Genomic DNA, 24038 nt, shown 5'->3' on the forward strand with positions numbered 1-24038 from the left:
CCGCTCCGGTGCCGTCTCGCACGAGATGATCCTGGACAAGGCGGGCGCCGACCCGGGCCGGGACAACCGGAACGCACCACCGCCGGCCGCCGCCGGTCGGAACCGTCCACCTGGTTACCGCTCGGCCTGCGCGGCGATCACCTCTCGGGCGAGCTGGCGGTAGTTCCGGGCGCCGGAGGAGGCCGGATCCAGCGTGGTGATCGGCGCACCGGCGACCGTGGACTCGGGGAACTTGACCGTCTTGGTGATCACGGTCTGGTACACCTTGTCGCCGAACGCCTCCACCACCCGCTGGAGCACCTGACGGCAGTGTGTGGTGCGGCTGTCGTACATGGTGGCGAGGATGCCTTCCAGCTCCAGGTCGAAGTTGAGCCGTTCGCGGACCTTGTCGATGGTGTCCAGCAACAGCGCGACACCACGCAGGCTGAAGAACTCGCACTCCAGCGGGATCAGTACGCCGTCGGCCACGGTCAGGGCGTTGATGGCGAGCAGGCCCAGCGACGGCTGGCAGTCGATCAGGACGTAGTCGTATTCCTTGCGGATCGACCTCAGCACCCGGGCCAGGGCCATCTCCCGGGCGACCTCGTTGACGAGCTGGATCTCGGCGGCCGAGAGATCGATGTTGGCCGGCAGAAGGTGCAGCCCGGCGACATCCGTCTTGATCAGCACGTCCTCGGCGGTGACGTCGTCCTGCATCAGCAGGTTGTAGACCGACAGGTCGAGGTTGTGCGGGTTGACGCCCAGACCGACCGAGAGCGCACCCTGCGGGTCGAAGTCGACCAGGAGCACGCGGCGACCGTACTCGGCCAGTGCGGCGCCCAGGTTGATCGTCGTGGTGGTCTTGCCCACCCCGCCCTTCTGGTTGGCCATCGCGATGATCCGGGCCGGTCCGTGCCGGTCGGTGGGCATCGGTTCCGGGATCGGCTTGCGCATCGTGTACGCGGCCGGGTCGGCTGGACCCAACTCGGCACCGAGGTCCAGGGCGGACTGCTGCTCGCGCAAGGTCGAGGTCCACGCCTCGGCACGGTCGCCGTTTCCAGCCATGTCCTCGTACGCCCCCTCCCGACGACTGCCCGGCGTCGGAGCCGAACGGTGTCCTGTGCGGCGCCGCCGCGAACCTCGATTGCCGCCTCACGAGGCCTCGCCAGATCCCGACTCTACGCCACGTCGCAGCACCGTAGTGGGCACCGTCTCGGCGTGTCGAGCCGGCCGCCGACCGCCACCACCCGGCCGGAATCGCACCCGCCGCCCGACAGTACCCCGTCGGTGGTGCGACCGGGATCGCCCGGGTCAGCCCCGCGCCCGGGGGTGCGCGGTGGCGTACACCTCACGGAGCCGGTCCACGGTGACCAAGGTGTACACCTGGGTGGTGGTGACCGAGGCGTGCCCGAGCAGTTCCTGCACCACCCGTACGTCGGCACCGCCGTCGAGCAGGTGGGTGGCGTACGAGTGCCGCAGCGTGTGCGGGGAGACCGCGCGCGGACCGTCCACCGGCAACCCGGCCCGGGCGGCGGCGCGGCGCAGGATGGTCCAGGCACTCTGCCGGGACAGCGGCCCACCGCGGGCGTTGAGGAAGACCGCCGGCCCGCCCCTACCGGCGGCGGCCAGCGTCGGCCGGCCCCGCACCAGGTAGGCCCGCACCGCCTCGGCGGCGTATCCGCCGACCGGCACCAGTCGGGTCCGACCCCCCTTGCCGTGCAGCAGCACCGACCCGTCGGTCAGGTCGAGGTCGTCGACCGCCGCGCCGACCGCCTCGGAGATCCGCGCGCCGGTGCCGTAGAGGAACTCCAGCAGGGCCCGGTCCCGCAGCGACAGCGCGACCCGGGGCCCGGTGGCGTCGACCGCCCCGGCGCTCTCCAGCAGCCGGACCACCTCGCTGACCTCCAGCGCCCGGGGCAGCCGACGGGGCGGGACCGGCGGGCGTACGTCCCGGCTCGGGTCCTGGCCGACCAGTCCCTCCCGGACCGCGAACCGGTGCAGGCCGCGGACCGCGCTGGCGGCCCGGGCCGCCGACGCCGCCGCCAGCGGCGGGTGCCCGTCCGCCCCGGCCCGCAGCCGGGCCACGTGCGCGGCGACCTCGGCCGGCCCGACCGCCGCCAGGTCCTCGACGCCGCCGGCGGCGAGCGACGCCAGATACCGGTCCAGGTCCCGGCGGTACGAGCTGAGCGTGTTCCGGGACAGCCCGCGCTCGACGGTGAGGTGGTCGAGGTAGGTGCGCACGGCGCGGCGCAGTGCCGGTGACGGTTCGGGTCCGTCACCGGCCGGCTGCGGCGGCACGGTCGGGCCGGCGCCCGGACGGCCCGGGTCACCGGCGACCTTCGGCGCGGTTGCCGGGCGACTCGTCCCGGGGCCTCCCCTCACTGGTACACCTCTGTTCGCGCCTGCGGGGCTCGCAAACCCGGCTCACTCCGCACGCTCACCCGAGGACGTCCGCCAGCGGTAGCACGCCCATCCCGTGCGCCTCGGCGACCGGGCCGTAGGTGACCTGGCCGGCGTGGGTGTTCAGCCCGAGCGCGAGCGCCGGGTCGCGACGCAGCGCCTCCTGCCAGCCGTGGTTGGCCAGTTCGAGGGCGTACGGCAGGGTGACGTTGGTCAGCGCGTACGTGCTGGTGTGCGGCACCGCGCCGGGCATGTTCGCCACGCAGTAGAACAGCGATTCGTGCACCGGGTAGACCGGGTCGTCGTGGGTGGTCGGCCGGGAGTCCTCGAAGCAGCCGCCCTGGTCGATCGAGATGTCCACCAGCACGCTGCCCGGCTTCATCCGGGAGACCAGCTCGTTGCTGATCAACGTCGGTGCCTTGGCACCGGGCACCAGTACCGCGCCGATCACCAGGTCGGCGTCGAGGACCGCCCGCTCGATCTCGTAGGTGTTCGACGCCACCGTCTGCAGGTGACCCCGGTAGATGGCGTCGGCCTGGCGGAGTTGGCCGACCGCGCGGTCCAGCAGCAGCACCTCGGCCTGCAGGCCGAGCGCGATCGCGGCGGCGTTCCGGCCGGAGACACCGGCTCCGATCACCACGGTCTTGGCGGCGTACACCCCGGAGACGCCGCCCATCAGCACGCCGCGCCCGCCGCCGGAGCGCATCAGGTGGTACGCCCCCACCTGCGGGGCGAGCCGCCCGGCGACCTCGGACATCGGGGCGAGCAGCGGCAGCGACCGGTCGGGCAGCTCGACGGTCTCGTACGCGATCCCGGTCACCGACCGGTCGAGCAGCGCGTCGGTGCACTCCTTGGAGGCGGCCAGGTGCAGGTAGGTGAAGAGCACCTGTCCCTCGCGCATCCGGTGGTACTCCTCGGCGACCGGCTCCTTGACCTTCAGGACCAGTTCGGCGACTCCCCACACCTCGTCGGCGGCACCGAGGATGGTGGCCCCGGCGGCGGCGAACTCGGCGTCGGTGATGGACGAGCCGGTTCCGGCGCCGCTTTCCACATACACCTCGTGGCCGGCTCGGACGAACTCGTGCACCCCGGCTGGGGTGATTGCCACCCGGTACTCGCGGTTCTTGACCTCGCGCGGAATTCCGACCTTCACGATTCCGACACCTCCCTCCGGGGTAACCGGCCCCGGCCGCGCGACGCGCGGTGGCTCCGTTGCCACCGCGGTCCACCGTCCCGCCCGCGGAAGTCTAGGACCGGAGTGGCGCTGCGGCAGCCAGCATTGTGACAGGCGGTAACCGCGAACTTTGACGATATGTCAGCCACGGGGATCCCGCGAATCGGTCGAAGCCGCGGATCGTCGGCGGTGCGCGTGGTCAGGGCAGGGGTGAATCGGCGGGGCGGAGCCCTGCCCAGCCCCGATCCCGGGAGCGGGCCGCCGCGAGCACCCCGGCGACACAGGCGACGTTGGTGATCTCACCGGCCAGGACCATCGAGACCGCCTCGTCCAGGTCGACCCGGGTCACCTCCAGGCCGGCCTCCTCGTCGTGCCGCTCGTGCCGTTGCTCCGGCGGCACCTCGGAGAGGTCCCGGGCCAGGAAGACCCGGATCAGCTCGTCCGAGTACCCCGGTGACGTGTGCACGTCCACCAGCAGGTCGAGCCGGCCGGCGACCAGATCGACCTCCTCGGCCAGCTCCCGCAGCGCACCCGCCGGCAGCGCCTCACCCGCGACGTCGGTCAACCCGGCGGGCAGTTCCCAGATCACCCGGCGCAGCGGGTGGCGGTACTGCCGGATCAGTACCGCTCTCCCCCGCTCGTCGAGGGCGAGCACTCCGACCGCCCCGACGTGCCGGACGTAGTCCCGGGGCACCACCCGGCCGCCCGGCATCGCGACCTGGTCGGTGACCACCGAGAAGACCTTGCCCCGGAACCGTTCCCGCCGCTCGCGTACCTCGTAGCCGTGCCCGTCGGCCCGACCGTTCACGCCCGCACCGCCGCCTCTCCACCCCTCACGCGCCACCGTGCCGACCCGGGGTCACGACGACGAGCGGGCCCTCGCGGCCCGGCTCTGCCCGTTGCGTCCGGCGCCCTTCTCCGGCTCGGCGAGGTCCGTCAGCTCGGACCGCTCCGCGACCAGCGTGGCGGCGGCGCCGTCGGCCGGCGCCAGATCCACCGGAAGCTGGTCCGCCGACGAGTAGGCGACGACCGCACCGACGAACGCGGCGAACAACGGGTGCGGCCGGGTCGGCCGGCTCTTCAGCTCCGGATGTGCCTGGGTCGCCACGAAGAACGGGTGCAGCGACCGCTCCAGTTCGACGAACTCGACCAACCGGCCGTCCGGGGAGGTACCGGAGATGTGCAGACCCGCCTTGGTCAGCGCGTCCCGGTAGGCGTTGTTCACCTCGTACCGGTGCCGGTGCCGCTCGCTGACCTCGGTTTCGCCGTACGCCTGCGCGACCAGCGAGCCCTCGGCGAGCCGCGCCGGGTACGCGCCAAGCCGCATGGTGCCGCCCAGGTCGCCCCGGCCGGCGACGATGTCCTCCTGGTCGGCCATGGTGGCGATCACCGGATGCCGGGCCTTGGAGTCGAACTCCAGCGAGTTCGCGCCGTCCAGCCCGGCCAGGTTCCGGGCCACCTCGATGGTCATGCACTGGAGGCCGAGGCAGAGACCGAGGATCGGGATGCCGTTCTCCCGGGCGTACCGGGCGGCGCCGATCTTTCCCTCGATGCCGCGTACCCCGAACCCGCCGGGAATGACGATGCCGTCGACACCGGCCAGCGCGGCCGCCGCGCCGGAGGCGGTGACGCACTCGTCGCTCGGCACCCAGTGCAGCTCCACCCGGGCCCGGTGACCGAAGCCGGCGGCCCGGATCGCCTCGCTCACCGACAGGTACGCGTCGGGCAGGTCGACGTACTTGCCGACCAGCGCGACCCGGACGATGTGCCGCGGGTGGTGTACCCGCTCCAGCAGGTCGTCCCAGCTCTGCCAGGCGACGTCCCGGAACGACAGCCCGAGCCGGCGCACCACGTACGCGTCCAGGCCCTCCTGGTGGAGCACCTTCGGGATGTCGTAGATGCTCGGCGCGTCCGGTGCGGCGATCACCGCCTCCCGGTCGACGTCGCAGTAGAGCGACAGCTTGTGCTTGAGCTTGTCCGGGATCTCCCGGTCCGAGCGGCAGACGATGGCGTCCGGCTGGATACCGATGCTGCGCAGCGCGGCGACCGAGTGCTGGGTGGGCTTGGTCTTCAGCTCCCCCGACGGCGCCAGGTACGGCACCAGCGAGACATGCAGGTAGAAGCAGTTGTCCCGGCCCAGGTCGTGCCGGACCTGACGGATCGCCTCCAGGAACGGCAGCGACTCGATGTCACCGACCGTGCCGCCGACCTCGGTGATCGCCACGTCCGGGGTGCGGCCGTCGTCGTCCGGGTCGGCCATGGCCAGGATCCGGGCCTTTATCTCGTTGGTGATGTGCGGGATCACCTGCACGGTGTCCCCGAGGTACTCGCCGCGGCGCTCCTTGGCGATCACGTCCGAGTAGATCTGCCCGGTGGTGACGTTCGCCTTTCCGGATAGCGCGCGGTCGAGGAACCGCTCGTAGTGCCCGACGTCGAGGTCGGTCTCGGCGCCGTCGTCGGTGACGAAGACCTCACCGTGCTGGAACGGGTTCATGGTGCCGGGGTCGACGTTCAGGTAGGGGTCGAGCTTCTGCATCACGACCCGAAGGCCTCGCGCCGTGAGGAGGTTTCCGAGGCTGGAGGCGGTCAGGCCCTTACCGAGTGAGGAGGCAACCCCCCCGGTGACGAAAATATGCCTGGTCGTCCGTACTGAAGGGGCCAAGGCCTGCTCCCGTGGTCGTCTGTCGCGGTCGTGCGAACCGGTGTCGGACCACCGAGGTGATCCACGTGATCCACGGGATTCCACGGTAACACCAGGCCGGCCGGGGCTGCCGGGGGCACCCGTCCGCACCGCAGGTCCGGTGCCGGTCAGCCGGCCGGTACCTCGGCCGACGCCTGCGCCGGCCCGGGTTTCGCGCGGCCCGGGGCAGAGCCGGTCGCCGGGGCCGAGTCGGACGGGGCATCCGAGTCGGACGGGGCATCCGAGTCGGACGGGGCATCCGGGCCTGCCGGGTCCGCCGGGCTAGCCGGGTCGGCCGGGTCGGCCGGGCCGGACGGGTCGGCCGGGCCGGACGGGTCGGCCGGGCCGGGTCCGGTCGGCGGCATGGTCCGATCGGTGGCGTGGTCGAGGACCCGGAGCGCGGCCAGGGCGGCCATCGGCACGGCCAGTGCCGCCGCCGCACCCGCCACGTTGAGGGCGGACCCGCCGAGCAGGCCGGCGATCAGCGCGGCGACGGTAATACCGGCCATTCCGCCGCGCATGGCGGGATAGATCCCGAACAGCCGCTTGAGCCCACCCCAGGGACGGAGCAGGGCGAACCACACCAGAACCGCACCGACCAGCGCGAGGACGGTGAGCGGGCTGCCGGCCAGGGCGGCCAGGTTCGCCGCACCGGAACGGTGCACGGTCAGCCCGCTGGTACCGTCGCCGACCGCGGTGAGGAACCGGCCGAGGCTGCCCCGCTGGTCGAGCGGCTGCCGCAGGTCCATCACGGCGAACCCGACGGTCACCGCCAGGCCTGCGATGGTGGCCCAGGCGAGCCGGCCCAGGCTGAGCCAGCCGCCGGTACTGATCGCGGCGGCAATGCTCACCCCGGCGGTCAGCGCGACCGCGCCCACCGCGTCGTCGCCCAGGTACGGGCTGCCGACCACGATCACCCCGAGCACGCCGACCAGTACCACCACGGCCGGCCGCCAACTGCGGCGTACCCGCTGGGCCAGCCATGCCGCCGAGAGCAGGCTGCCGGCGATGAAGACCCCGAGCCCGACGACGCCGAGGCCGGCGTACCGGCCGCCCTCCAGGGCCGAGTACCCGGTCACGCCGTTGAGTTGCAGGCGTGCCCCGGTGATCACGTCCGCACCGACGACCAGCGCGGCCAGCGCCGCCACGCTGCCCAGCGGCCAGAGGGTGCGCTGATAGGCCCGGGCGAGCCGCACCGCGGCGGTGGCCAGGCCGAGCACCACCGCCGTGACCAGGCCGAAATAGACGCCGGCGTGCTCGCCCCGCCACCACGGGACCGCATCCGCGACCAGCGCCGCCGGAATCGCCAGGGCGGCAGCGATGAGCAGCACCTCGACCGTCGCGACCACCCGCCGGGGCACCGGGGCCGGGCCGGACGGGCGGGGGTCGCGCCGTGCCCGGCGCAGCAGCGGCAGTACGGCCACCGCCAGCAGGCACTGCAGCCCGGCCAACAGCAGGAAGAACCACTTGGCGACCCGTTGCTGGGCCCGGGCCTCCCGGTCGGCGTCGGCGGGGGCGGCGATCGCCGTGGGCAGGTCCGCCGGACGGCCGTCGACCACCGCCGCCGGCTGGCCGATGAAGAGCCGCTTCGGCGCCGGCCGGCCCAGCGCGGCCAGCGCCGTGGGCGCCAGGTCGACGAGCTGCAGGTAGCCGTCCCGGCCGGTGCTGCGGGAGGTCAGCCAGCCACGTCCCCAACCCGGGCCGTCCGCGACCGCGACGTGCAGCCGGGACGACTGGTCGGTGTCGGCGACCCCGGCCACCAGCACCAGGGACCGTTCGGGCCGGGCGGCCAGTACCCGGGCCAGCGTGGCATCGGCGCGACGGGCGGCGGCGGCGCGGACGGCGGGGTCGTCGCCGCTGACGGTGCCGAGGTCGATGATGCTGAGTACGCAGTCGGCGAGCCACTGAGCCGGATCGGGCGGCAGTTCCGCGGCGTACCGGTCGACCCGGCCGAACGGCCGGGCGGCGGCGACCGCGCCCCCCGGGCCGACCGCGTTGGTACAGCGGACCGATTCGGCCAGCGCACCCGGCATGGCGCCCCAGGGGAGCTTGTCCCGGTTGTGAATCACCGTGGTCCGCTGGTCCGGCAGGTTGGCGCTGGCCCCTCCGGGCTGTTCGACGGTGACGCTGACCGGCGGGCACTGCCCGGTGACGATGCTGCCATCCCAGGCCGCGTAGTTGCCCGCGCCGAGGGTCTGCCAGCCGTCGACGGGACAGGTCGGCTGCCGGGCCGACCGGACCGACAGCGAGCCGATGGCACCGTGTTCGGCCATCCGCCACAGCGTCGGGGTGGTCGCCGGATCGACGTCGTCCCAGCGCAGCCCGGGCACCCCGGCCAGCAGCACGTAGTCGACGGTCTGCTCCGGGGTGCGGGTGGCCGGCCGGACGACGAGCGCGGCCACGCCGAGGGCCACCACCGCGGCGGTCAACAGTACGGGCACCAGCCGGCGCAGCATCAGCCGCGCCCCGCCGACGAGCCGGTCCCCCGGCCGGTGGAGGGCGACCGGCCGACGGAGGGTGGCGGACCCCCACCGGGCCGGTCGGACTCCTCCGGCGCCGGGCCGGGTCCGGCCGGCCCTGGGTCGACGGGAACCGCCACCGGGTTCTCCGGGCCGCCGGTGGAGGGCCGGAGCGCCCCGAGCTCGGCGTAGATGGTGGCGACGGCGGCGACGGTCTCCTCCTCGGTCGGCCACTGGGCCGCCCGCAGGGTCGCCAGCCGAGCCAGTTCGGCCCGGCGGGTGGGATCGTCGAACAGGGCCCGCACCGCCTCGTCGACCGCGACCACGTCGTCGGGCGGAACCAGTACCGCCGCCTCGCCCACCAGCTCCGGCACCCCGCCGACAGCGGTCGCCACCAGCGGAACGCCGGCCCGCAACGCCTCCTGGGCGAAGAGCTGCCGCGCCTCCCAGTCGCTGGTCACCACGGCCAGATCAGCCCCGGCCAGCAGGTCGGCCACGTCGGTGCGGTGCCCGAGCAGCGTCACCGGGGCCCGGGCGGCGGAGATCCGAGCGGCCAGCGGCAGGTAGCTCGGACCACTGCCGGCGATCACCACCACCGGCGGCGGATCCAGTTCCCGCCACCGGGCGGCGGCGTCGACCAGTACGTCGTACCGCTTCTGCGGGTGCAGCCGACCGACCGACAGGATCAGCGGCTGGTCCGGGGCGACACCGAACTCGGCCCGTACCGCCGAGCGGCTGCGCCCGGGCGCCGGCAGGGTGGGCGCGGCCACCGGGGCGAGCCGGGCGTCCCGGGCGCCGAGGGCGGCGGCCCGCTCCACGAGGTCGGCGGAGGCGCCGAGACAGACCCGGGCCCGCCTTGCGACGATCCGCTCCACCAGCCGGGAGAGCCGCCCGCGCAGTCCGCCGGCGAGCACCGCGTTGTGCCAGGTCACCACGACCGGGGCGGCGGGGCGGGCGAGCACCGCCACCAGGCCGGCCCGCAGGCCGTGCGCGTGCACCACGTCGACCGGTCCGGCCAGCGCCCGGCGTAGCGCCGAGACCGCCCGCGCGTCGGCCGGGGTCGGGTTGGCCGGGATCTCCACCGGAACGAACCGGGCTCCGGCGGCGGTGAAGTCGAACTGCTCCTGGGTCGCGGCCGGACCGCAGACGGTGACCGCCATTCCGGCGCCGGCCAGCCCTCCGGCGAGCGAGCGGACGTGTTGGCCGACTCCACCGGTGCTGGAGGCGAGCACCAGGACGACCGCACCGGTACGCCCGGCGCTGGCCGTCGGGCCCGACATATCCGGCTCGGTACGCCCGGCGCTGGCCGTCAGGCCCGACACGTCCGGCTCGGTACGCCCGGCGCTGGCCGTCAGGCCCGACACGTCCGGTTCGGCGCGGTCCCCCGGTCGAGCCGGCCCACCCCGCTCGCTCACCGCGACACCCGCTCCTTCCCGTCGTCCTCGCCCGGGTCGGCCGCGTCCGGCCGCTCCGCGCGTTTCGTCTCCGCCCCGCCCCGCCGCTGCCCGGTCGTCGACCTGCCCGGGCGGGCCAGCGCCAGCGCGCCGCGCAGCCGTCCGCGCAGCGTCGCCAGCAGCGGCCGGACGTCGTGCCGGTCCAGCGGATAGGCGACCGCGACGAAAGCCGCGGCCACGGCGACTCCGGACAGCATGCCCTGCACGAGTGCGTCGACTCGCGCCGGGGTGCCAACCCCGAGGCCGGGCAGCCGGTACGCGCACACCACCCCGACCACCGCCCCGGCCGCCGCGGCGAGCAGGCCGACCAGTGCCGACCTGGTAATTCCGGTCAACGCCGCCGGGCCGGCGCTGCGCCGGACCGCGACGACCAGCAGGACGCCCAACGCCAGCATGCCGACCGAGTTCGCCACCGCGACCGCGAACACCCGATAGTCAACCGGGAAGGCGGCGGAGAAGCCCACTGCGGCGAAGGGGACGACGAGCCAGCCGGCCAGGGTGGCGATCGCCGCCGGCCGGGTGGCGCCGCGCGCGTACAGGGCCCGGGTGAGCACGGCGAAGAGACCGTAGCCGAGCAGGCCCGGTGCGAACCCGGCGATGGCGGCCACCTCGGCGGGCCCGCTCTCCGGCCAGAAGAACCGGGCCACCGGTTCGGCGGTACCGATCAGCGCCGCCGCGCCGAGGCAGCTGAACAGCAGCACCCGGCGGGCTGTCGGGGCGAGCGTCCTGCGGTATCCCGACTCGTCGCCGGTGGCGTGCGCGGCGGACAGGTTCGGGTACGCCGCGACCGCGAGCGGCACGGCGAGTACCGCCCAGGGCAGCAGGTACACCGTCTGGGCGAGGTTGAACACGATCTCCGCACCGGTCGGTCCGCCGCTGAGCTGGCGGAGGCTGACCACCAGGGCGACCTGCTGGCCGATCACCGTCACCGCGCCGGCCAGGGCGAGCCCGCCGATCCTGCCCCGGACGTCGGTGGGGAACCGGTACCCGAGCCGGGGCCGCAGCTGGAGCCGGCGCACCGGGAGGAGCAGCGACAGCGAGAGCACCACCACGCCGAGGGTGGTGCCGAGGGAGAGGATGAGCTCGCCGTCCCACCCGACCCGGGCGATGGTGGGGTGCACCCCCTCGACGGCCGCGAACGCCAGGTAGACCCCGATCACCGTCACGCTGGAGAGCAGCGGGGCGAGCACCGGCCAGGCGAACCGCCGGTACGACTGGAGCACCCCGGTCAGCACGATGCCGATGCCGTACAGCGGCAGTTGTGGGGCGAAAACCCGGAGCATCCGGGCGCCGGCTGCGATCTCGGCGGCGCTGCGGTGGTCCGAGATCAGCCCGACGATCGGTTCGGCGAGCAGCGCCACCGCGACCGCGAGCGGCACCAGCAGGCTCACCGTCCAGGTGAGCAGCGCCCCGGTGGTCGCGGCGACCGCCGCCCGGTCACCGGCCACGACCGCGCCGGCCAGCAGCGGGACGACGAGGCTCGCCAGCGCCCCACCGGCGACGATCTCGAAGACGATGTTCGGGACGCTGTTCGCCACCACGTACATGCCGCCGAGGTCGCTGGAGTCGCCCATCACCCAGGTGAAGACTCCGGTACGCCCGAACCCGACCAGTCGACTGACCACGGTGAGTACGGCGATCAGCGTTGCGGCCCCGGCCACCCGCCCGGCGCCGACCAGGGGTGCCGGCCTGTTCACCTCAGGAGTGTCGCCGGCCCAGGGCGTCCAGCTCGCGCAACCCCGGGGTGTTCTGAATCACCCGGGTGAAGCTGACCTTCTCGCTGGCGGCGGTGAGCGCGGTGATCAGGGCGAGTGCCCCGGCCCGCCCCACCGGCCCGGTACGGGCGGCGAGCGCGACCCCGAGCAGCGCGCCGAGGGCGTTCGCCCCGCTGTCGCCGAGCATGACGCGTTCGTCGAGGTCGGCCGGGAGCAGCGCGGCGGCCGCACCGACCGGCCCGGCGGCGAGCCCACCGGTCGGGCCGGGCAGCAGTGGCGCGCCGAGCAGCACGCCGGACTTGAGTGCCCGTCCCGGCCGCAGGTCGAGCAGGTTGACCAGGTTCGCGGTACCGGCGATGACGCCCGCGCCGAGCAGCAGGTCGACGACTCCGCCGGCGGTCCCGGCGCGGCGGCGGCCTGGATGGGACCGGACCGCCGGGTCGGCGGCGAGCAGGGCCGCGGCGGCCAGCCCGGCTGCACCGACCCCGGCGATCTTGACGACGCCGCTGGTCACCCGCCCCTGGCGGAGCGCGGCGAGGTGCCCGGCGAAGCCCTTGGCGGTCTTCTGCTCCGGCCGGGCACCGACCACGTCGTCATAGAGCCCGACGGTCCCGCAGGAGAGGCCGGCGACCAGGGCGGCGGCCCCGGCCGGGCGGCTCGGCGCGCCGGCGGCGGCACCCACGGCCGCTCCCGCGGCGAGCGCCGGGCCGGCGGCGAGGGTGACGGTGCGCCCCCGAAAGTTGGTACGGCGCAGCCCGGCCGCCCAGGGGCCGGCGAGCACGCCACGCAGGGCGGCGCCGGCGAGCAGTGCGCCGACACCGAGCGCCCGGGCCCCGGCGCTCCTTGACCGGGCGGTCACTCCGGCATTTCCGGCAGCAGCGAGTCGGCACCCGCGCCGACGCCGTACGCGCCGGCCTGTTTCTGGGTTGTCTGCCGGCCCAGCGCCAGCGCGGTGACCACCTGCCCGGCCACGGTGTTGGTGTTGTCGACGGTGGAAATGGTCTTGGAGAGCGCGGGGTCCCGACGTACCTCGGCGACCAGGTTGCCGCCGCTGCTGCCGTTGCCGGCGACCACGATCGCCCCGGCCTTGTCGAACTGCTCGGCGAGCTGGACCACCGCCCGGTCCTTGCGGGCCGCGTCCCGGTCCACGTACGGCTGCCCGCTGACCACCACGACCGCCTCGGCGGGACCAGTGATTTTTTCCGGCACGTTGAGGTAGCCCTCCTCGCTGTAGTCGTCCAGCACGGAACGCCGGTCGGCCTCGGTCACCGGCGAGCCGCCCTCGGGGCGGTCCAGCAGGGCGCTGGCCAGCAGGGCGCTGGACTTCTCCACCCCCTCACCGCTGGGCAGCCCGACGTCCGGGACGGTGGGCCTGACCGCCCTGGCCGCGACGCCCAGTAGCAGGACGCTGTTGTCCGGGTCGACGAACTTCTCCTGCACGTCGATCTGCCCGGTGACCGAGGCACCGGCCAGCCGGAGCATCTCGACGATCCCCTCGACCTGGTCCTGCCCGCTCGGCAGCACCAGGAGCAGGACGCGCCGGCCGGCGAGGGTGCCCTTGAGCATGTGCGGCGCCGCCTCCCGGACGAAGTCCTCCTCACGCTGGACCTCGGTTTCGAGGCTGTTCACCGACTCGCGCAGCTGCTCGTTCTTCTTGCCCAGCGCGTTGACCTGGTCCTTGAGCGAGTCGGCCACCGGACCGTTCAGCGCGGCGGTACCCACGACCAGGCCGATCGCCAGGGCGAGGAACACCGCGGTCAGCGAGACCACGTGGTACCGGAAATTGATCACGACAAGAGCCTCTTGATCGTCACTCGGGGCCGGGAGGAGACCAGCACTGACTAGAAGAGCTGTCCGAGCTGGAATACGACATTGTCCCACCACTCGGCGGCGACCCCGAGGTAAGCCTTACCGACGGTGGAGACGGCGACCGCCGATGCCATCGCGGCCAACGCCGAGAGCACCAGCAGCAACAGCGACGACCCGGAGATGCTCTGCCGGTAGAGCCGGCTGACCCCCTTGGCGTCGACCAGCTTGCCGCCGACCTTGAGCCGGGTCAGGAAGGTGGAGGCCATCCCGCCCCGCCCCTTGTCCAGGAACTCGACCAGGGTGGCGTGGGTGCCGACCGCGACGATCAGCGACGCGCCCTTGCCGTCGGCGAGCAGCATCGCCAGGTCCTCGCTGGTGGCCGCGGCCGGGAAGGTCTGCGCGGTCACGCCGAGGCCGTTCACCCGGGCCAGTCCCGGCGCCCGGCCGTCCGGGTACGCGTGCACGATCACCTCGGCGCCGCACCGCAGTACGTCGTCGGTGACCGAGTCCATGTCGCCGATGATCAGATCTGGCGTGTAACCCGCCTCCACCAGCGCGTCCGCGCCGCCGTCCACGCCGATCAGCACCGGCTTGAACTCCCGGATGTACGGGCGCAGCACGTCCAGGTCGGCCTTGTAGTCGTAGCCCCGGACCACGATCAGGCAGTGCCGGCCCCGGATCGGGGTCTCGACATCCGGCACGCCGACCCCGTCGAGCAGCAGCTCCCGTTCCTGCTTGAGGTATTCCATGGTGTTGGCGGCGAACGCCTCCAACTGCACCGACAGCCCTTCCCGGGCGTCGGCCATCGCCTTGGCCACCGATTCGGCGTCCTGCCGGCTGCCGTGCCCGACCGGTTCCTCGCCGAGCAGCACGGTGTTGCCGTCGATCCGGACCGTGTCACCCTCCCGGATCTGCTGGAAGATGCCCTCGCCGAGGTCGTCGAGGAGCGGGATCCCGGCTTTGATCAGCACTTCCGGCCCGAGGTTCGGATAGCGGCCGGAGACCGACGGCTTGGCGTTGAGCACCGCGGCGACGCCGACCGCGACCAGCGAGTCGGCCGCGACCCGGTCCAGGTCGACATGGTCGATCACCGCGACGTCGCCCGGACGGAGCCGGCTGACCAGGCGCTTCGTCCGGCGATCCAGCCGCGCGGTGCCGACGACTTTGCCCGGTTCGGCGCTCCGGGCCCGGCGCAACGTGGGTAAACGCATCCCAACCATCCTGGCATGTGGGGCAGAGCTTTCTGTCGCGACATGCCTGAGCAGGGCCGCCACCCCAAGGGAACCATATTCATGCCCGGTCGGATGTGGTCGGCATCACATCATTCGATTCGGTACCACGGTACGTGACCGAAAGTTTCACGCTCCGTCGCGTACGCGGTGCCGGGGCCTCAGGAGCGACGTTCCCGGGCAGCCACCGCCAGAAGTTCCTCCGCATGCGCGATACCCAGATCGGAGTCCGGCAAACCGGCGAGCATCCGGGCCAGCTCCCGGGCCCGTTCGGTGTCCTCCACCACCCGAACCCCGCTGGTTGTCACCGCACCGCCGGTGTCCTTGGCCACCACCAGGTGCCGGTCGGCGAACGCGGCCACCTGCGGCAGGTGGGTCACCACCAGCACCTGGTGGCTGCGGGCCAACCGGGCCAACCGTCGACCGATCTCCACCGCCGCCTGCCCGCCGACCCCGGCGTCGACCTCGTCGAAGACCAGCGTGGGCGGGCCGCCGGAGCCGGCGAAGACCACCTCGATGGCGAGCATCACCCGGGACAGCTCGCCGCCGGAGGCACCGCGCTGCAGCGGTAGCGCCGGGGCGCCCGGATGGGCCAGCAGCCGCAGTTCGACCTCGTCCGCCCCGTCCGGGCCGACCCCGACCTCGGCCCCGTCGACGGTGAGGGTCGGCTCGGCCTTGCCGGCCGGCCGGGGCAACACCGCCACCTCGATCCGGGCGTGCGGCATTGCCAGCCCGGCCAGCTCGACGGTCACCTGCTCGGCGAAGCGGGTGGCCGCCTCGCGCCGGGCCGCCGAGAGCCGGCCGGCCAACTCGGCCACCTCGCCCGCCAACCGCTGCCGCTCCCGATCCAGCTCGTCGAGGAGTTCATCGGAGGTGTCCAGCTCCGACAGTCGGCTCCGAGCCCGGTCCGCCCAGGCGATCACCCCGTCGACATCGTCGGCGTACTTGCGGGTCAGCCCGCGCAGCGCGGCCCGGCGCTCGTAGATGACCTGCAACCGGGCCGGGTCGGCGTCCAGCGCGGCGAGGTAGCCGGACAGCTCGGCCGCGATGTCGCCGACCAGCGTGGCGACCTCCTCCAGCCGCCCCGACAGGTCACCGAGGGTCCGGTCCACCCCGGCCTGTGCCTCCAGCGTCCGGCGGGCGTGTCCGAGCAGGGTGGTCACGTCGGCCATCTCGTCGGTCGGCTCGGCGGCGCCCGCCACGCAGAGCTGGGCGGTCTGCGCGGCGGTCCGCAGCCCCTCCGCGTGCTCCAGCCGCTGCGCCTCGGCCTTGAGCTCCTCGTCCTCACCCGGCTGCGGGTCGACCCGGGTGATCTCGTCGAGACCCAGCCGCAGCAGGTCGGCCTCCTGGTTGCGCTCCCGCGCGTTGCGCCGCCGGTCGGCCAGGTCGTCGGAGACCCGCCGCCACCGGGTGTACGACTCGCGCAGGCTCTCCAACAGCTTCTCGTGCTCCGACCCGCCGAACCGGTCAAGCGCGGCCCGCTGCTCCGCCGGCCGGAGCAGCCGGAGCTGGTCCGACTGGCCGTGCACGGCCAGCACCTGCTCGCCCACCTCGGCCAGCATCGACACCGGCATGCTGCGACCGGCCACGTGCGCCCGTGACCGCCCCTCCACGGTGACCGCACGGCTGAGCAGCACCGAGCCGTCCTCGTCCGGCTCACCGCCGGCGTCCACCACCCGGGCGTGCACCGCCGTCGCGGTGGCGCCGGTCAGCCGCAGCCGCCCCTCCACCACGGCCCGGCCGGGATCGGCCCGCACCCGGCCGGCGTCGGCCCGCCCGCCGAAGAGCAGGCCGAGACCGGTCACCACCATCGTCTTTCCGGCGCCGGTCTCGCCCGTGATGACGTTCATGCCGCGAGTCAGCGGCAGTGTGGTGTCCTCGATGACACCCAGTCCGGTGATGCGCAGCTCTTCCAGCACAGGCACCGACAGTAGTAGCGGTCCCCGACACTTGACCACCCGGCACACGTACCCGAGCGGTATCGGGCCCGCGGCCCGCCCGTCCGTCCGGCATACGTCCGCCCGTCCGTCGGCCCGCGGATCGCCCCGTTGCCGGCCGGCGGGCACCGGCGGATCGCCCTGTTGCCGGCCGGCGGGCACCGGCGGGTCGGGCGACTGTCCGGCCACGGTAGCGGCCTGTGGATCGCGGTGCTGTCCGGTGCCGCTGGCACCCCGCCGTGGTCAGCGGCGGTTGCCCCGCCAGCCGTGCACCGGCAGGCCGAACTTCGCCACCAGCCGGTCGGTGAAATGCCGGGTGCGCAGCCGGACGATTCGCACCGGCAGCGCACCCCGCTGCACCGTGACCCTGGCCCCGGGCGGCAGGTCGTAGACCCGGCGACCGTCGCAGCAGAGCACCGCCAGGGTGGTGAACGGGTCCACCGTGATGGTGAAGCTCGCCGTCGGCGCGGTAACGATCGGCCGGCTGAACAGCGCGTGCGCGCTGATCGGCACCAGCAGCAGCGCCTCCACCTCCGGCCAGACCACCGGGCCACCGGCCGAGAACGCGTACGCGGTGGAGCCGGTCGGCGTCGCACAGACCACACCGTCGCAGCCGTACCGGGACAGTGGCCGGTCGTCGACGTCGACGAGCAGCTCCAGCATCTGGGCCCGCTCGCCCTTCTCCACGCTCACCTCGTTGAGCGCCCACGAATCGATCACCGGACCGCCCTCGAACTCGGCCCGGGTGTCGAGGGTGAGCCGCTCGTCCACTGTGTAGTTCCGGTCCACGATGTCCCGGACCGCCTGATCCAGGTCGTCGATCTCGGCCTCGGCGAGGAAGCCGACCTTTCCGAGGTTGATACCGAGCAGCGGTGCCTTCGCCGGCCGGGCCAGATCGGCGGCGCGCAGGAAGGTACCGTCGCCGCCGAGCGCGAGGACGATCTCGGCGCCCTCGGCCGCGCCGAGCAGGCTCACCGGGGTCACCCCGGGCAGGTCCAGGTCGTCGGCCTCCTCGGCCACCACCCGGACCTCGAAGCCGGCCTGGATCAGGTCCGCAGCGACCGTACGGGCATGCTCGGTGCTCCGCCGCCGTCCGGTGTGCGTGACCAACAGCGCCGTCCGGGTCATCGGACTCCCTCCCGCGCCACCGCCGGCCCGGCCGTCACCACCGCTGCCACCAGCGCCTCGTCCGGCGGTGGCGCGTCGGCGCGCAGCCAGACGAAGAACTCCACATTGCCGCTCGGCCCCGGTAGCGGGCTCGCCACCACACCGGCCAGGCCGAGACCGAGTCCGGCCGCCGCGTCGGTCACCGTGCGCACCGCCTCGACCCGTAGCTGCGGATCGCGTACCACCCCACCGCTGCCCACCCGTTCCCTTCCCACCTCGAACTGCGGCTTGACCATCAGCACCAGGTCACCGTCCGGGGTGGTGCAGCCGGCAAGCGCCGGCAGTACCAGGCGGAGCGAGATGAACGACAGGTCCGCGACGGTGAGGGTCACCGTGCCGCCGATGGTGTCGGGCGTCAGGGTACGCACATTCGTGCGCTCGAATACCCGGACCCGCTCGTCGGACCGGATTGTCCAGGCCAGCTGGCCGTAGCCGACGTCCACCGCCACCACCTCGGCGGCGCCGGCCCGGAGCAGCACGTCGGTGAAACCACCGGTCGACGCTCCCGCATCCAGGCAGCGCCGGCCGGTGACGTCCAGCCCGTCCGGGGCGAACGCCGCGAGCGCGCCGGCCAGTTTGTGGCCGCCCCGGGAGACGTACTCCGTACTCGGGTCCTCGCCGAGCACCCGAACCGGATCCGCCGGGTCCACCATCGCGGCCACCTTCTGCGCCCGTACCCCGCGGGTCTGCACCCGCCCGGCCTCGACCAGCGCCGCTGCCTGTTCCCGGGACCGGGCCATCCCACGGCGGACGAGTTCGGCGTCGAGCCGGGTACGACGTGCCATCGCAGTTCTCCGAGGGGGCTGGGCTCACGCCTGGTCGATGGTGGCGAGGGTTTCCCGCAGGGTCTGGTGCGCCGCCTCGTACTGGGCGATCTGGTCGGCAGGCGGCAGGTTCGCGGCGTTCGCCATCGCCCGAAGTACCGCGTCCACGGCGGGGTGGCCCGAGCCGTCGCCGTCCGGGCCGGTGGCATTGCTCCGCTCGCCCGCCGACGCCGGGCCGGGAGCCGGACGGGCCGTTCCGGGAACGGGCGGAGCCGGCCGGAACGACCCCGGTAGGGGTACCTGACTCATGCCGCTCCTCCGCATTGCCCGTCAACCCGGCGGACCCGGTCTCCAGTGAGGATCATGCCGCATCGCCGCCCGGCGGCGCCGTCCGCTTGGCCACGGCCCTACCCGGAACCGACTTCTTCACGGCCACCGCCTTGCTCGCGCCCGCCTTCCTCGCCACGGTCTTCTTCGCCGTCGGCTGGTTCGCCACGGCCTTCTTCGCCACGGCCTTCTTGGCGACCGCCTTCTTCGCCACGGTCTTCTTGGCTGGCCTGTCACTACCGGCCGGCGCATCCCGACCCGGTGGTCGTCCCTCGCCCGCTTCCGTCGCCGCCGCACCGACGGCGCCACCCGGCGCCCCCGCCCGGGCGGCAGAAAGTTCCCGCTCCAACCGGGCGACCCGGTCGGTCAGCGCCGTGACCTCGTCCGCGCTGGCCAGCCCGAGGGCCGCGAGGGTGCGGTCGATCTCGACCCGGATGATCCGGATCAGCGCCTCCCGGTTGGCCATCCCGGTGGAAACCAGCTCCTCGGCCATGGTCTGCAGTTGAGCGGCCGTGGCTCCGCTGGATCCGACCAGCTTCCTGGCGGCGGCCTGCGCACGCTTCTTCGACGCTTCCGTCAGCCCGAGGGCCAGCTCAAGGTAGGCCCGCCACGCGTCCTGCATACCTCGGTCCTTTCGCGGGTGCCGACTGTTCAGGTTGTCACGCTACCGGGCGCCCCGGTCCGCCCAGTGCGGTACGGTGCCCGGGGACGGGCGTGGCGTGATGCGAGGGGGCACGACGATGGCGACCGTGGACGAGTGCCGGCAGGCGTTGCACGATTTGGCGGCCCGGATGGACGCCAACGCCGACAAGGTACGCAAGCAGGTCGATCTCGACCGCACCCTGGCCTGCCGGATCACCGACCTGGGTACGGCGTTCCACGGCCGGCTGACCGGTGGACGCCTGGTCGAGCTGGCTGACGGGGACGACCCGCAGGCGAAGATCGCGCTGAGCACCACCAGTGACGACCTGATCCGCCTCGTCCGAGGCGAGCTGGACGTGCCGAAGGCCCTCGCGTCCCGGCAGATGTCGATCAACGCCAACCCGTTCGATCTGCTCAAGCTCCGCAAGATGCTCTGACCGCAGATGCTCTGACCACAGCTGGCCCGTCCACGCCGTCCCGCCGATGTCACTCACGGTCAGGGCAGCAGGCCAAGTTCCCCGAGAGTCTTCCGGGCCGCTTCGGATCCCGGCTCCAGGGTGTCGACCGGCACTCCCGACCAACTCGCCGCACAGAGCGCGGCCAGTGCGGCCATCCTCGTACCCTCCCCGGTGAGAACCGTCGGACCGCCGTCGACCACCTGCCAGCCGGCGCCGGCCCCTTCGGCGGGATCGGCGCTCAGCCGGGCGACCCGGGCCGGGTCGAAGAGGCCGCCCAGGTCGCTCGCCACGAAGTCCGGCCGGGCCGACGGCGCCGCGCGCAGCAGGTCGACCGGCGCCGACACCCCGGTGAGTACCAGCAGACTTTCCATCCCGGCCCGGACCGCGCCCTCGATGTCGGTGTCCAGACGGTCGCCGACCACCAACGGGCGGGCCGCACCGAACCGCCGGGCGGCGGCGGTGAACAGCGCCGGCTCCGGCTTGCCGACCACCACGTCGGGGTCGCGGGCGAGCGCGGTACGCACCGCCGCGACCAGTGAGCCGTTTCCGGGCACCGGACCACGGGCGGTCGGCAGTGTCCGGTCCGTGTTGGTCACGAACCAGTCCGCGCCGGCCCGTATCGCCAGGGCCGCCTCGGCGAGCTCCGCCCAGCCGACCTCCGGCCCGTAGCCCTGCACCACCGCCACCGGCGCGTCCTCCAGCCGGGAGACGGGACGCAACCCGACGTCACGTACCTCGGTCCGGAGTGCCTCTGCCCCGACCACCAGCACCGGAGAGTCCGGTGGAAACCGGTGGGCCAGCAACTCCGCCGCGGCGGCCGCCGAGGTGAGCACCTCCTGCGGCCGCACGGTGAGCCCCATCCCGGTGAGCAGCGCGGCGACCTCGTCGGCGCGCCGGGAGGCGTTGTTCGTCGCGTACGCCAGCGGCTTGCCCTCGGCGTGCAGCCGGCCGACCGCGGCGACCGCCGTCACGATCGGCCGGTCGACGAGATAGACCACACCGTCCAGATCGAAGATCACCAGTTCGTACGCGTCGACCAGCCGGCCGCCCGGCGAGGAGTGGCTCACGATTCCGCGCCACGCACCGGAGGCACCGTGCGGTCAGCCTCAGCCACCTCCGCGTCCTCTCCGGTGTCCGTGCTCGGCTCGCTCGGCTCAGGATCGGCGGGCGCCAGGGCCGTCTCGGCCCCCGGTGTCGGCGCGTCCCCGTCGTTCAGCTCCACATCGACCGGCTCCGCGTCGGTCAACTCCGAGTCGATCGGCTCCGCATCGCCGACCGGTCGAGCCTCCTCGACCCCGGCCGCGTCGTCCCCGACCTCGTTATCGGCCTCGCCCTCGGCGTCGTCCTCGTCCTCGTCGCTTTCCAGCACGACGCCGTCGAGCTCCAGCAGCCGCTCGGCGGCGTCGGTCTCACCGAACTCGTCCACCTCGGCCGCCCTGGCGAACCACTCCCGCGCCTCCTCCGCCCGGTCCACCGCGAGCAGCGCGTCGGCGTACGCGTAACGCAGCCGGGCCGTCCACGGCTCGGCCTGCGCGGCGGTCAGTTCACGCACCTGGAGCATCGCCACTGCCGCGTCGCCCTGGCCCATGTCGCTACGGGCCCCGGCCGCCACGATCAACAACTCCACCGCCCCGGCCGCATCCAGCGACTCGCGGTCGGCGCCCCGGTAGAGGTCGATCGCGCGCTCCGGACGCCCGAGCGCCCGCTCACAGTCAGCGATCACCGCCAGGTGGGTCTGCCGCCCGCTCATCCGGTGGTACGTCCGGAGTTCGGCGATGGCGGTCTGCCACTCACCCGCCCGGTACGCCGCCAGCCCGACCGCCTCCCGCACGGGTGCGATCCGGGCAGCCAGCCGCCGCGCGGCAAGCGCGTGCTCCAGAGCCAGGCCCGGGTCCTCGTCGATCAGCACTCCGGTCGCGACGAGATGCCGCGCGACCGTATCCGCGACCGGCTTGGCCAGCGAGAGAAGCTCCGCTCGTACCGCACTGTCGAGATCCGTGGCAACGATCTCCTCCGGCAGGGTAGGGCCGGCGACGTCCCCGGCAGCACCCGGGCGGTCGGAGCGGTCACGTCGATCCTGGCCGCCGGAGCGGGTGTAGCCAGCGTCGTCCCCACCGGTTCCGTTCCGGCCCGACGGGCCGGTCCCCTGCCGAGGTTTCCGGTCACGCCGGCCCTCGTCGGCACGGCCACGGTCGGCACGGTCGGCACCAGCCGGCCGGAAGCCCTCCCGGGCAGCGCCCCGGCCGTCCCGGTCCGACCTGCGGAAACCGCCACGGTCGCCATCACGCGCACCGTCCCGGTCCGAACCTCGGAAGCTGCCTTCCCGGCCTCGGCCGTCGAACCCACGACGACCCGCGTCGTCGCCGAAGCGCCGCCCGGCGCCACGCTGGTCCGCGCCGCCCGACGGTCCGCCACGGTGGTCACCGCCGCGTCCGCCTTCACCGCCGGACCCCCGGTCCGAGCGTCCCCGGTAGCCGCTCTCGCCCCGGTAACCACCGTCCCGCCGGTCGTCGCGGTAGCCGGCGCCACGCGCGTCGCCACCGCCCCGTCGGTCGTCGCCCCGCCGGTCGTCGCGGTAGCCGGCGCCACGGCCATCGCCACCACCCCGTCGGTCGTCACGGAAGCCGGGCCGGGAGCCGCCCCGGAAGCCACCGCTCTCGCCCCGGTAGCCACCACGCCGATCGTCACCACCGGAGCCACCGCCCCGACCCTGGTAGCCACCACCGCGCCGATCGTCACCACCGGAGTAACCCCGGTAGCCGCCGCCGGCACCTCGGGACTCGCCGCGCCGGCCCTCGTCTCGGGGACGGCCACCACGCGGGTCACGGTCGCCCCGCCGGTCGTCTCGGAAGTCACCGCCCCGTGAGGAGTAGTCGGTACGGGGGCGACGGTCACCGCGGCTGGAGTCGTCCCGTCCTCCGGACTGGTACCCCCGCTCGCGGTAGCCACCGTCCCTGTCGGTGCCATCACGCGGGCCCGTGCCGGCCGGACGGTTGTCCTGGCGTCCGGCCGTGCGTCCCGAGCCGAAGTCGTCGTCCCGGCGCCCGTCACCACCCCGGTAGCCACCCTGGCGGCCGTCGCCACCCCGGTAGCCACCACCGGGCCGGAAGCCGGCGTCGCCGTCCCGCCGGCCGGAGTCGCGGTATCCGCCGCCACCGACGTCGTCACCACGGGAGCCCCGGTAACCACCGGACCGCCGATCGTCGGCGCCGAACCGGCCAGCACCACCGGTACGGTCGCCCCGGAAGTCGCGGTCACCTCGGGCATCCCGGTCGCCCCGGAAGCCGCCGCCGCGTTGCCCGTCTCGGAAGCCGCCGCCGCGTCGCTCTTCACCACCGGACCGGTAGCCGCCAGGGCGGCCGTCCCGGTAGCCGGCCCCGTCGCGGGCAGCCGGACGGTCGCGGCGCTCACCCTCACGAGGAGCTGCGCGGTCACGGCGGTCGCTTCCCCGGCCCTCGGTCCGACGACTCCCAGCCGGATAGCCTCCCCGGTCTCCGGATGCGCCAGGCGAATCGCGGTCCCCGCGATAGGGCGGACGCGCGTCTCGACGCGGGGAATCATCCCGACCGCCGCTACGGCGGTCCGGATGGTCGTCTCGACGGCGCGGGCGGTCTCCGCCATGCGCTCCTGCACTCACGGGGTACATCCTTCCTCATGGCGAGATCGCCGCATCACGCAGTGCAGGGCCACCCCGACCGGGGTGGCCCTGCAAACTAAGATGTCCGGCGGTGTCTTACTCTCCCACACCCTCCCGAGTGCAGTACCATCAGCGCTGGAAGGCTTAGCTTCCGGGTTCGGAATGTAACCGGGCGTTTCCCTTCCGCCATAACCGCCGTAACCCTAT

At 73.7% G+C, this 24038-nt stretch carries 19 protein-coding genes, 1 rRNA gene and 1 pseudogene; 2 read left to right on the top strand and 19 right to left on the bottom strand.

All coding sequences use genetic code 11. From position 1 onward, the window contains the following. Positions 1-114 precede the first annotated feature (114 nt). From ABNF97_RS24055 to ABNF97_RS24130, 16 genes and pseudogenes are all read right to left on the bottom strand, one after another. Positions 115-1044 carry an AAA family ATPase gene (locus ABNF97_RS24055; RefSeq protein ID WP_130462466.1) on the bottom strand — a complete coding sequence of 310 codons (930 nt, stop codon included), beginning with the start codon at positions 1042-1044 and terminating at the stop codon, positions 115-117. Between the two features lie 246 nt (positions 1045-1290). After that, positions 1291-2277, bottom strand: coding sequence for a site-specific tyrosine recombinase XerD (locus ABNF97_RS24060; RefSeq protein WP_349339899.1), 987 nt, complete (start codon positions 2275-2277; stop codon positions 1291-1293). 139 nt (positions 2278-2416) lie between these two features. Then, complete coding sequence (ald, locus tag ABNF97_RS24065) at positions 2417-3532, bottom strand: alanine dehydrogenase (RefSeq protein WP_130462465.1); 1116 nt, start codon at positions 3530-3532, stop codon at positions 2417-2419. Positions 3533-3752: 220 nt separating this feature from the next. Next, the gene (locus ABNF97_RS24070; RefSeq protein WP_349339891.1) at positions 3753-4361 is read right to left on the bottom strand and encodes an NUDIX domain-containing protein; all 609 of its coding nucleotides are present in this window, start codon (positions 4359-4361) and stop codon (positions 3753-3755) included. A gap of 51 nt (positions 4362-4412) precedes the next feature. Further along, the gene (pyrG, locus tag ABNF97_RS24075; protein WP_130462464.1) at positions 4413-6215 is read right to left on the bottom strand and encodes a CTP synthase; all 1803 of its coding nucleotides are present in this window, start codon (positions 6213-6215) and stop codon (positions 4413-4415) included. 146 nt (positions 6216-6361) lie between these two features. Continuing rightward, positions 6362-8689, bottom strand: a complete 2328-nt coding sequence (locus ABNF97_RS24080; RefSeq protein ID WP_349339892.1) for a hypothetical protein — start codon at positions 8687-8689, stop codon at positions 6362-6364. Positions 8690-8826: 137 nt separating this feature from the next. Further along, positions 8827-9972 (bottom strand): annotated as a pseudogene (locus tag ABNF97_RS24085) (glycosyltransferase family 4 protein); the annotation flags it as partial. 131 nt (positions 9973-10103) lie between these two features. Further along, the gene (murJ, locus tag ABNF97_RS24090) at positions 10104-11843 is read right to left on the bottom strand and encodes a murein biosynthesis integral membrane protein MurJ (RefSeq protein ID WP_349339893.1); all 1740 of its coding nucleotides are present in this window, start codon (positions 11841-11843) and stop codon (positions 10104-10106) included. Between the two features lies 1 nt (position 11844). Further along, positions 11845-12720, bottom strand: coding sequence for a hypothetical protein (locus ABNF97_RS24095; protein WP_349339894.1), 876 nt, complete (start codon positions 12718-12720; stop codon positions 11845-11847). Next, positions 12717-13652, bottom strand: a complete 936-nt coding sequence (locus ABNF97_RS24100) for a copper transporter (protein WP_130462460.1) — start codon at positions 13650-13652, stop codon at positions 12717-12719. Before ABNF97_RS24100 ends, ABNF97_RS24095 begins: the two co-directional genes overlap by 4 nt. A 50-nt stretch (positions 13653-13702) precedes the next feature. Continuing rightward, positions 13703-14881, bottom strand: coding sequence for a putative cytokinetic ring protein SteA (steA, locus tag ABNF97_RS24105; RefSeq protein WP_130462459.1), 1179 nt, complete (start codon positions 14879-14881; stop codon positions 13703-13705). A gap of 179 nt (positions 14882-15060) precedes the next feature. After that, entirely contained in the window at positions 15061-16818 is a 1758-nt protein-coding gene (recN, locus tag ABNF97_RS24110; protein ID WP_130465900.1) for a DNA repair protein RecN, read from the bottom strand. Between the two features lie 261 nt (positions 16819-17079). Then, positions 17080-17964 (bottom strand): NAD kinase, encoded by an 885-nt coding sequence (locus ABNF97_RS24115; protein ID WP_130462458.1) that lies wholly within the window; start codon positions 17962-17964, stop codon positions 17080-17082. After that, positions 17961-18788, bottom strand: a complete 828-nt coding sequence (locus tag ABNF97_RS24120; RefSeq protein ID WP_349339895.1) for a TlyA family RNA methyltransferase — start codon at positions 18786-18788, stop codon at positions 17961-17963. The genes ABNF97_RS24115 and ABNF97_RS24120 overlap by 4 nt, the downstream gene beginning before the upstream one ends. Positions 18789-18812: 24 nt before the next feature. Continuing rightward, positions 18813-19076, bottom strand: a complete 264-nt coding sequence (locus tag ABNF97_RS24125; RefSeq protein ID WP_130462456.1) for a hypothetical protein — start codon at positions 19074-19076, stop codon at positions 18813-18815. Positions 19077-19128: 52 nt separating this feature from the next. Continuing rightward, the gene (locus tag ABNF97_RS24130) at positions 19129-19716 is read right to left on the bottom strand and encodes a phasin family protein (RefSeq protein WP_349339896.1); all 588 of its coding nucleotides are present in this window, start codon (positions 19714-19716) and stop codon (positions 19129-19131) included. A gap of 118 nt (positions 19717-19834) precedes the next feature. Between ABNF97_RS24130 and ABNF97_RS24135 the strand changes: the two genes are divergently transcribed. Beyond that, positions 19835-20173, top strand: a complete 339-nt coding sequence (locus ABNF97_RS24135) for an alkyl sulfatase C-terminal domain-containing protein (protein ID WP_130462454.1) — start codon at positions 19835-19837, stop codon at positions 20171-20173. 59 nt (positions 20174-20232) lie between these two features. Here ABNF97_RS24135 and ABNF97_RS24140 read toward each other — a convergent pair whose 3' ends face one another. Continuing rightward, positions 20233-21261 (bottom strand): HAD-IIA family hydrolase, encoded by a 1029-nt coding sequence (locus ABNF97_RS24140; RefSeq protein WP_349339897.1) that lies wholly within the window; start codon positions 21259-21261, stop codon positions 20233-20235. Continuing rightward, positions 21258-22103, bottom strand: coding sequence for a tetratricopeptide repeat protein (locus ABNF97_RS24145; protein ID WP_502930547.1), 846 nt, complete (start codon positions 22101-22103; stop codon positions 21258-21260). The genes ABNF97_RS24140 and ABNF97_RS24145 overlap by 4 nt, the downstream gene beginning before the upstream one ends. Before the next feature lie 15 nt (positions 22104-22118). On the opposite strand from ABNF97_RS24145, the gene ABNF97_RS24150 reads away from it, so the two are divergent. Next, positions 22119-23060, top strand: a complete 942-nt coding sequence (locus tag ABNF97_RS24150; protein WP_349339902.1) for a hypothetical protein — start codon at positions 22119-22121, stop codon at positions 23058-23060. Positions 23061-23914: 854 nt separating this feature from the next. Here ABNF97_RS24150 and rrf read toward each other — a convergent pair. Beyond that, a 5S ribosomal RNA gene (gene rrf, locus ABNF97_RS24155) occupies positions 23915-24031 on the bottom strand. Positions 24032-24038 lie beyond the last annotated feature (7 nt).

Origin of the sequence: Plantactinospora sp. B6F1, from assembly GCF_040120695.1 — a bacterium.
GTDB lineage: Bacteria > Actinomycetota > Actinomycetes > Mycobacteriales > Micromonosporaceae > Plantactinospora.

Bases quoted from the DNA above. Each gene is read 5' to 3' on its own strand.
- ABNF97_RS24125 (WP_130462456.1), bottom strand. From the start codon at position 19,076: ATGAGTCAGGTACCCCTACCGGGGTCGTTCCGGCCGGCTCCGCCCGTT.
- ABNF97_RS24120 (WP_349339895.1), bottom strand. From the start codon at position 18,788: ATGGCACGTCGTACCCGGCTCGACGCCGAACTCGTCCGCCGTGGGATG.
- ABNF97_RS24135 (WP_130462454.1), top strand. From the start codon at position 19,835: ATGGCGACCGTGGACGAGTGCCGGCAGGCGTTGCACGATTTGGCGGCC.
- ABNF97_RS24115 (WP_130462458.1), bottom strand. From the start codon at position 17,964: ATGACCCGGACGGCGCTGTTGGTCACGCACACCGGACGGCGGCGGAGC.
- ABNF97_RS24130 (WP_349339896.1), bottom strand. From the start codon at position 19,716: ATGCAGGACGCGTGGCGGGCCTACCTTGAGCTGGCCCTCGGGCTGACG.
- ABNF97_RS24080 (WP_349339892.1), bottom strand. From the start codon at position 8,689: ATGCTGCGCCGGCTGGTGCCCGTACTGTTGACCGCCGCGGTGGTGGCC.
- ABNF97_RS24055 (WP_130462466.1), bottom strand. From the start codon at position 1,044: ATGGCTGGAAACGGCGACCGTGCCGAGGCGTGGACCTCGACCTTGCGC.
- ABNF97_RS24150 (WP_349339902.1), top strand. From the start codon at position 22,119: ATGCCGCGCGACCGTATCCGCGACCGGCTTGGCCAGCGAGAGAAGCTC.
- steA (WP_130462459.1), bottom strand. From the start codon at position 14,881: ATGCGTTTACCCACGTTGCGCCGGGCCCGGAGCGCCGAACCGGGCAAA.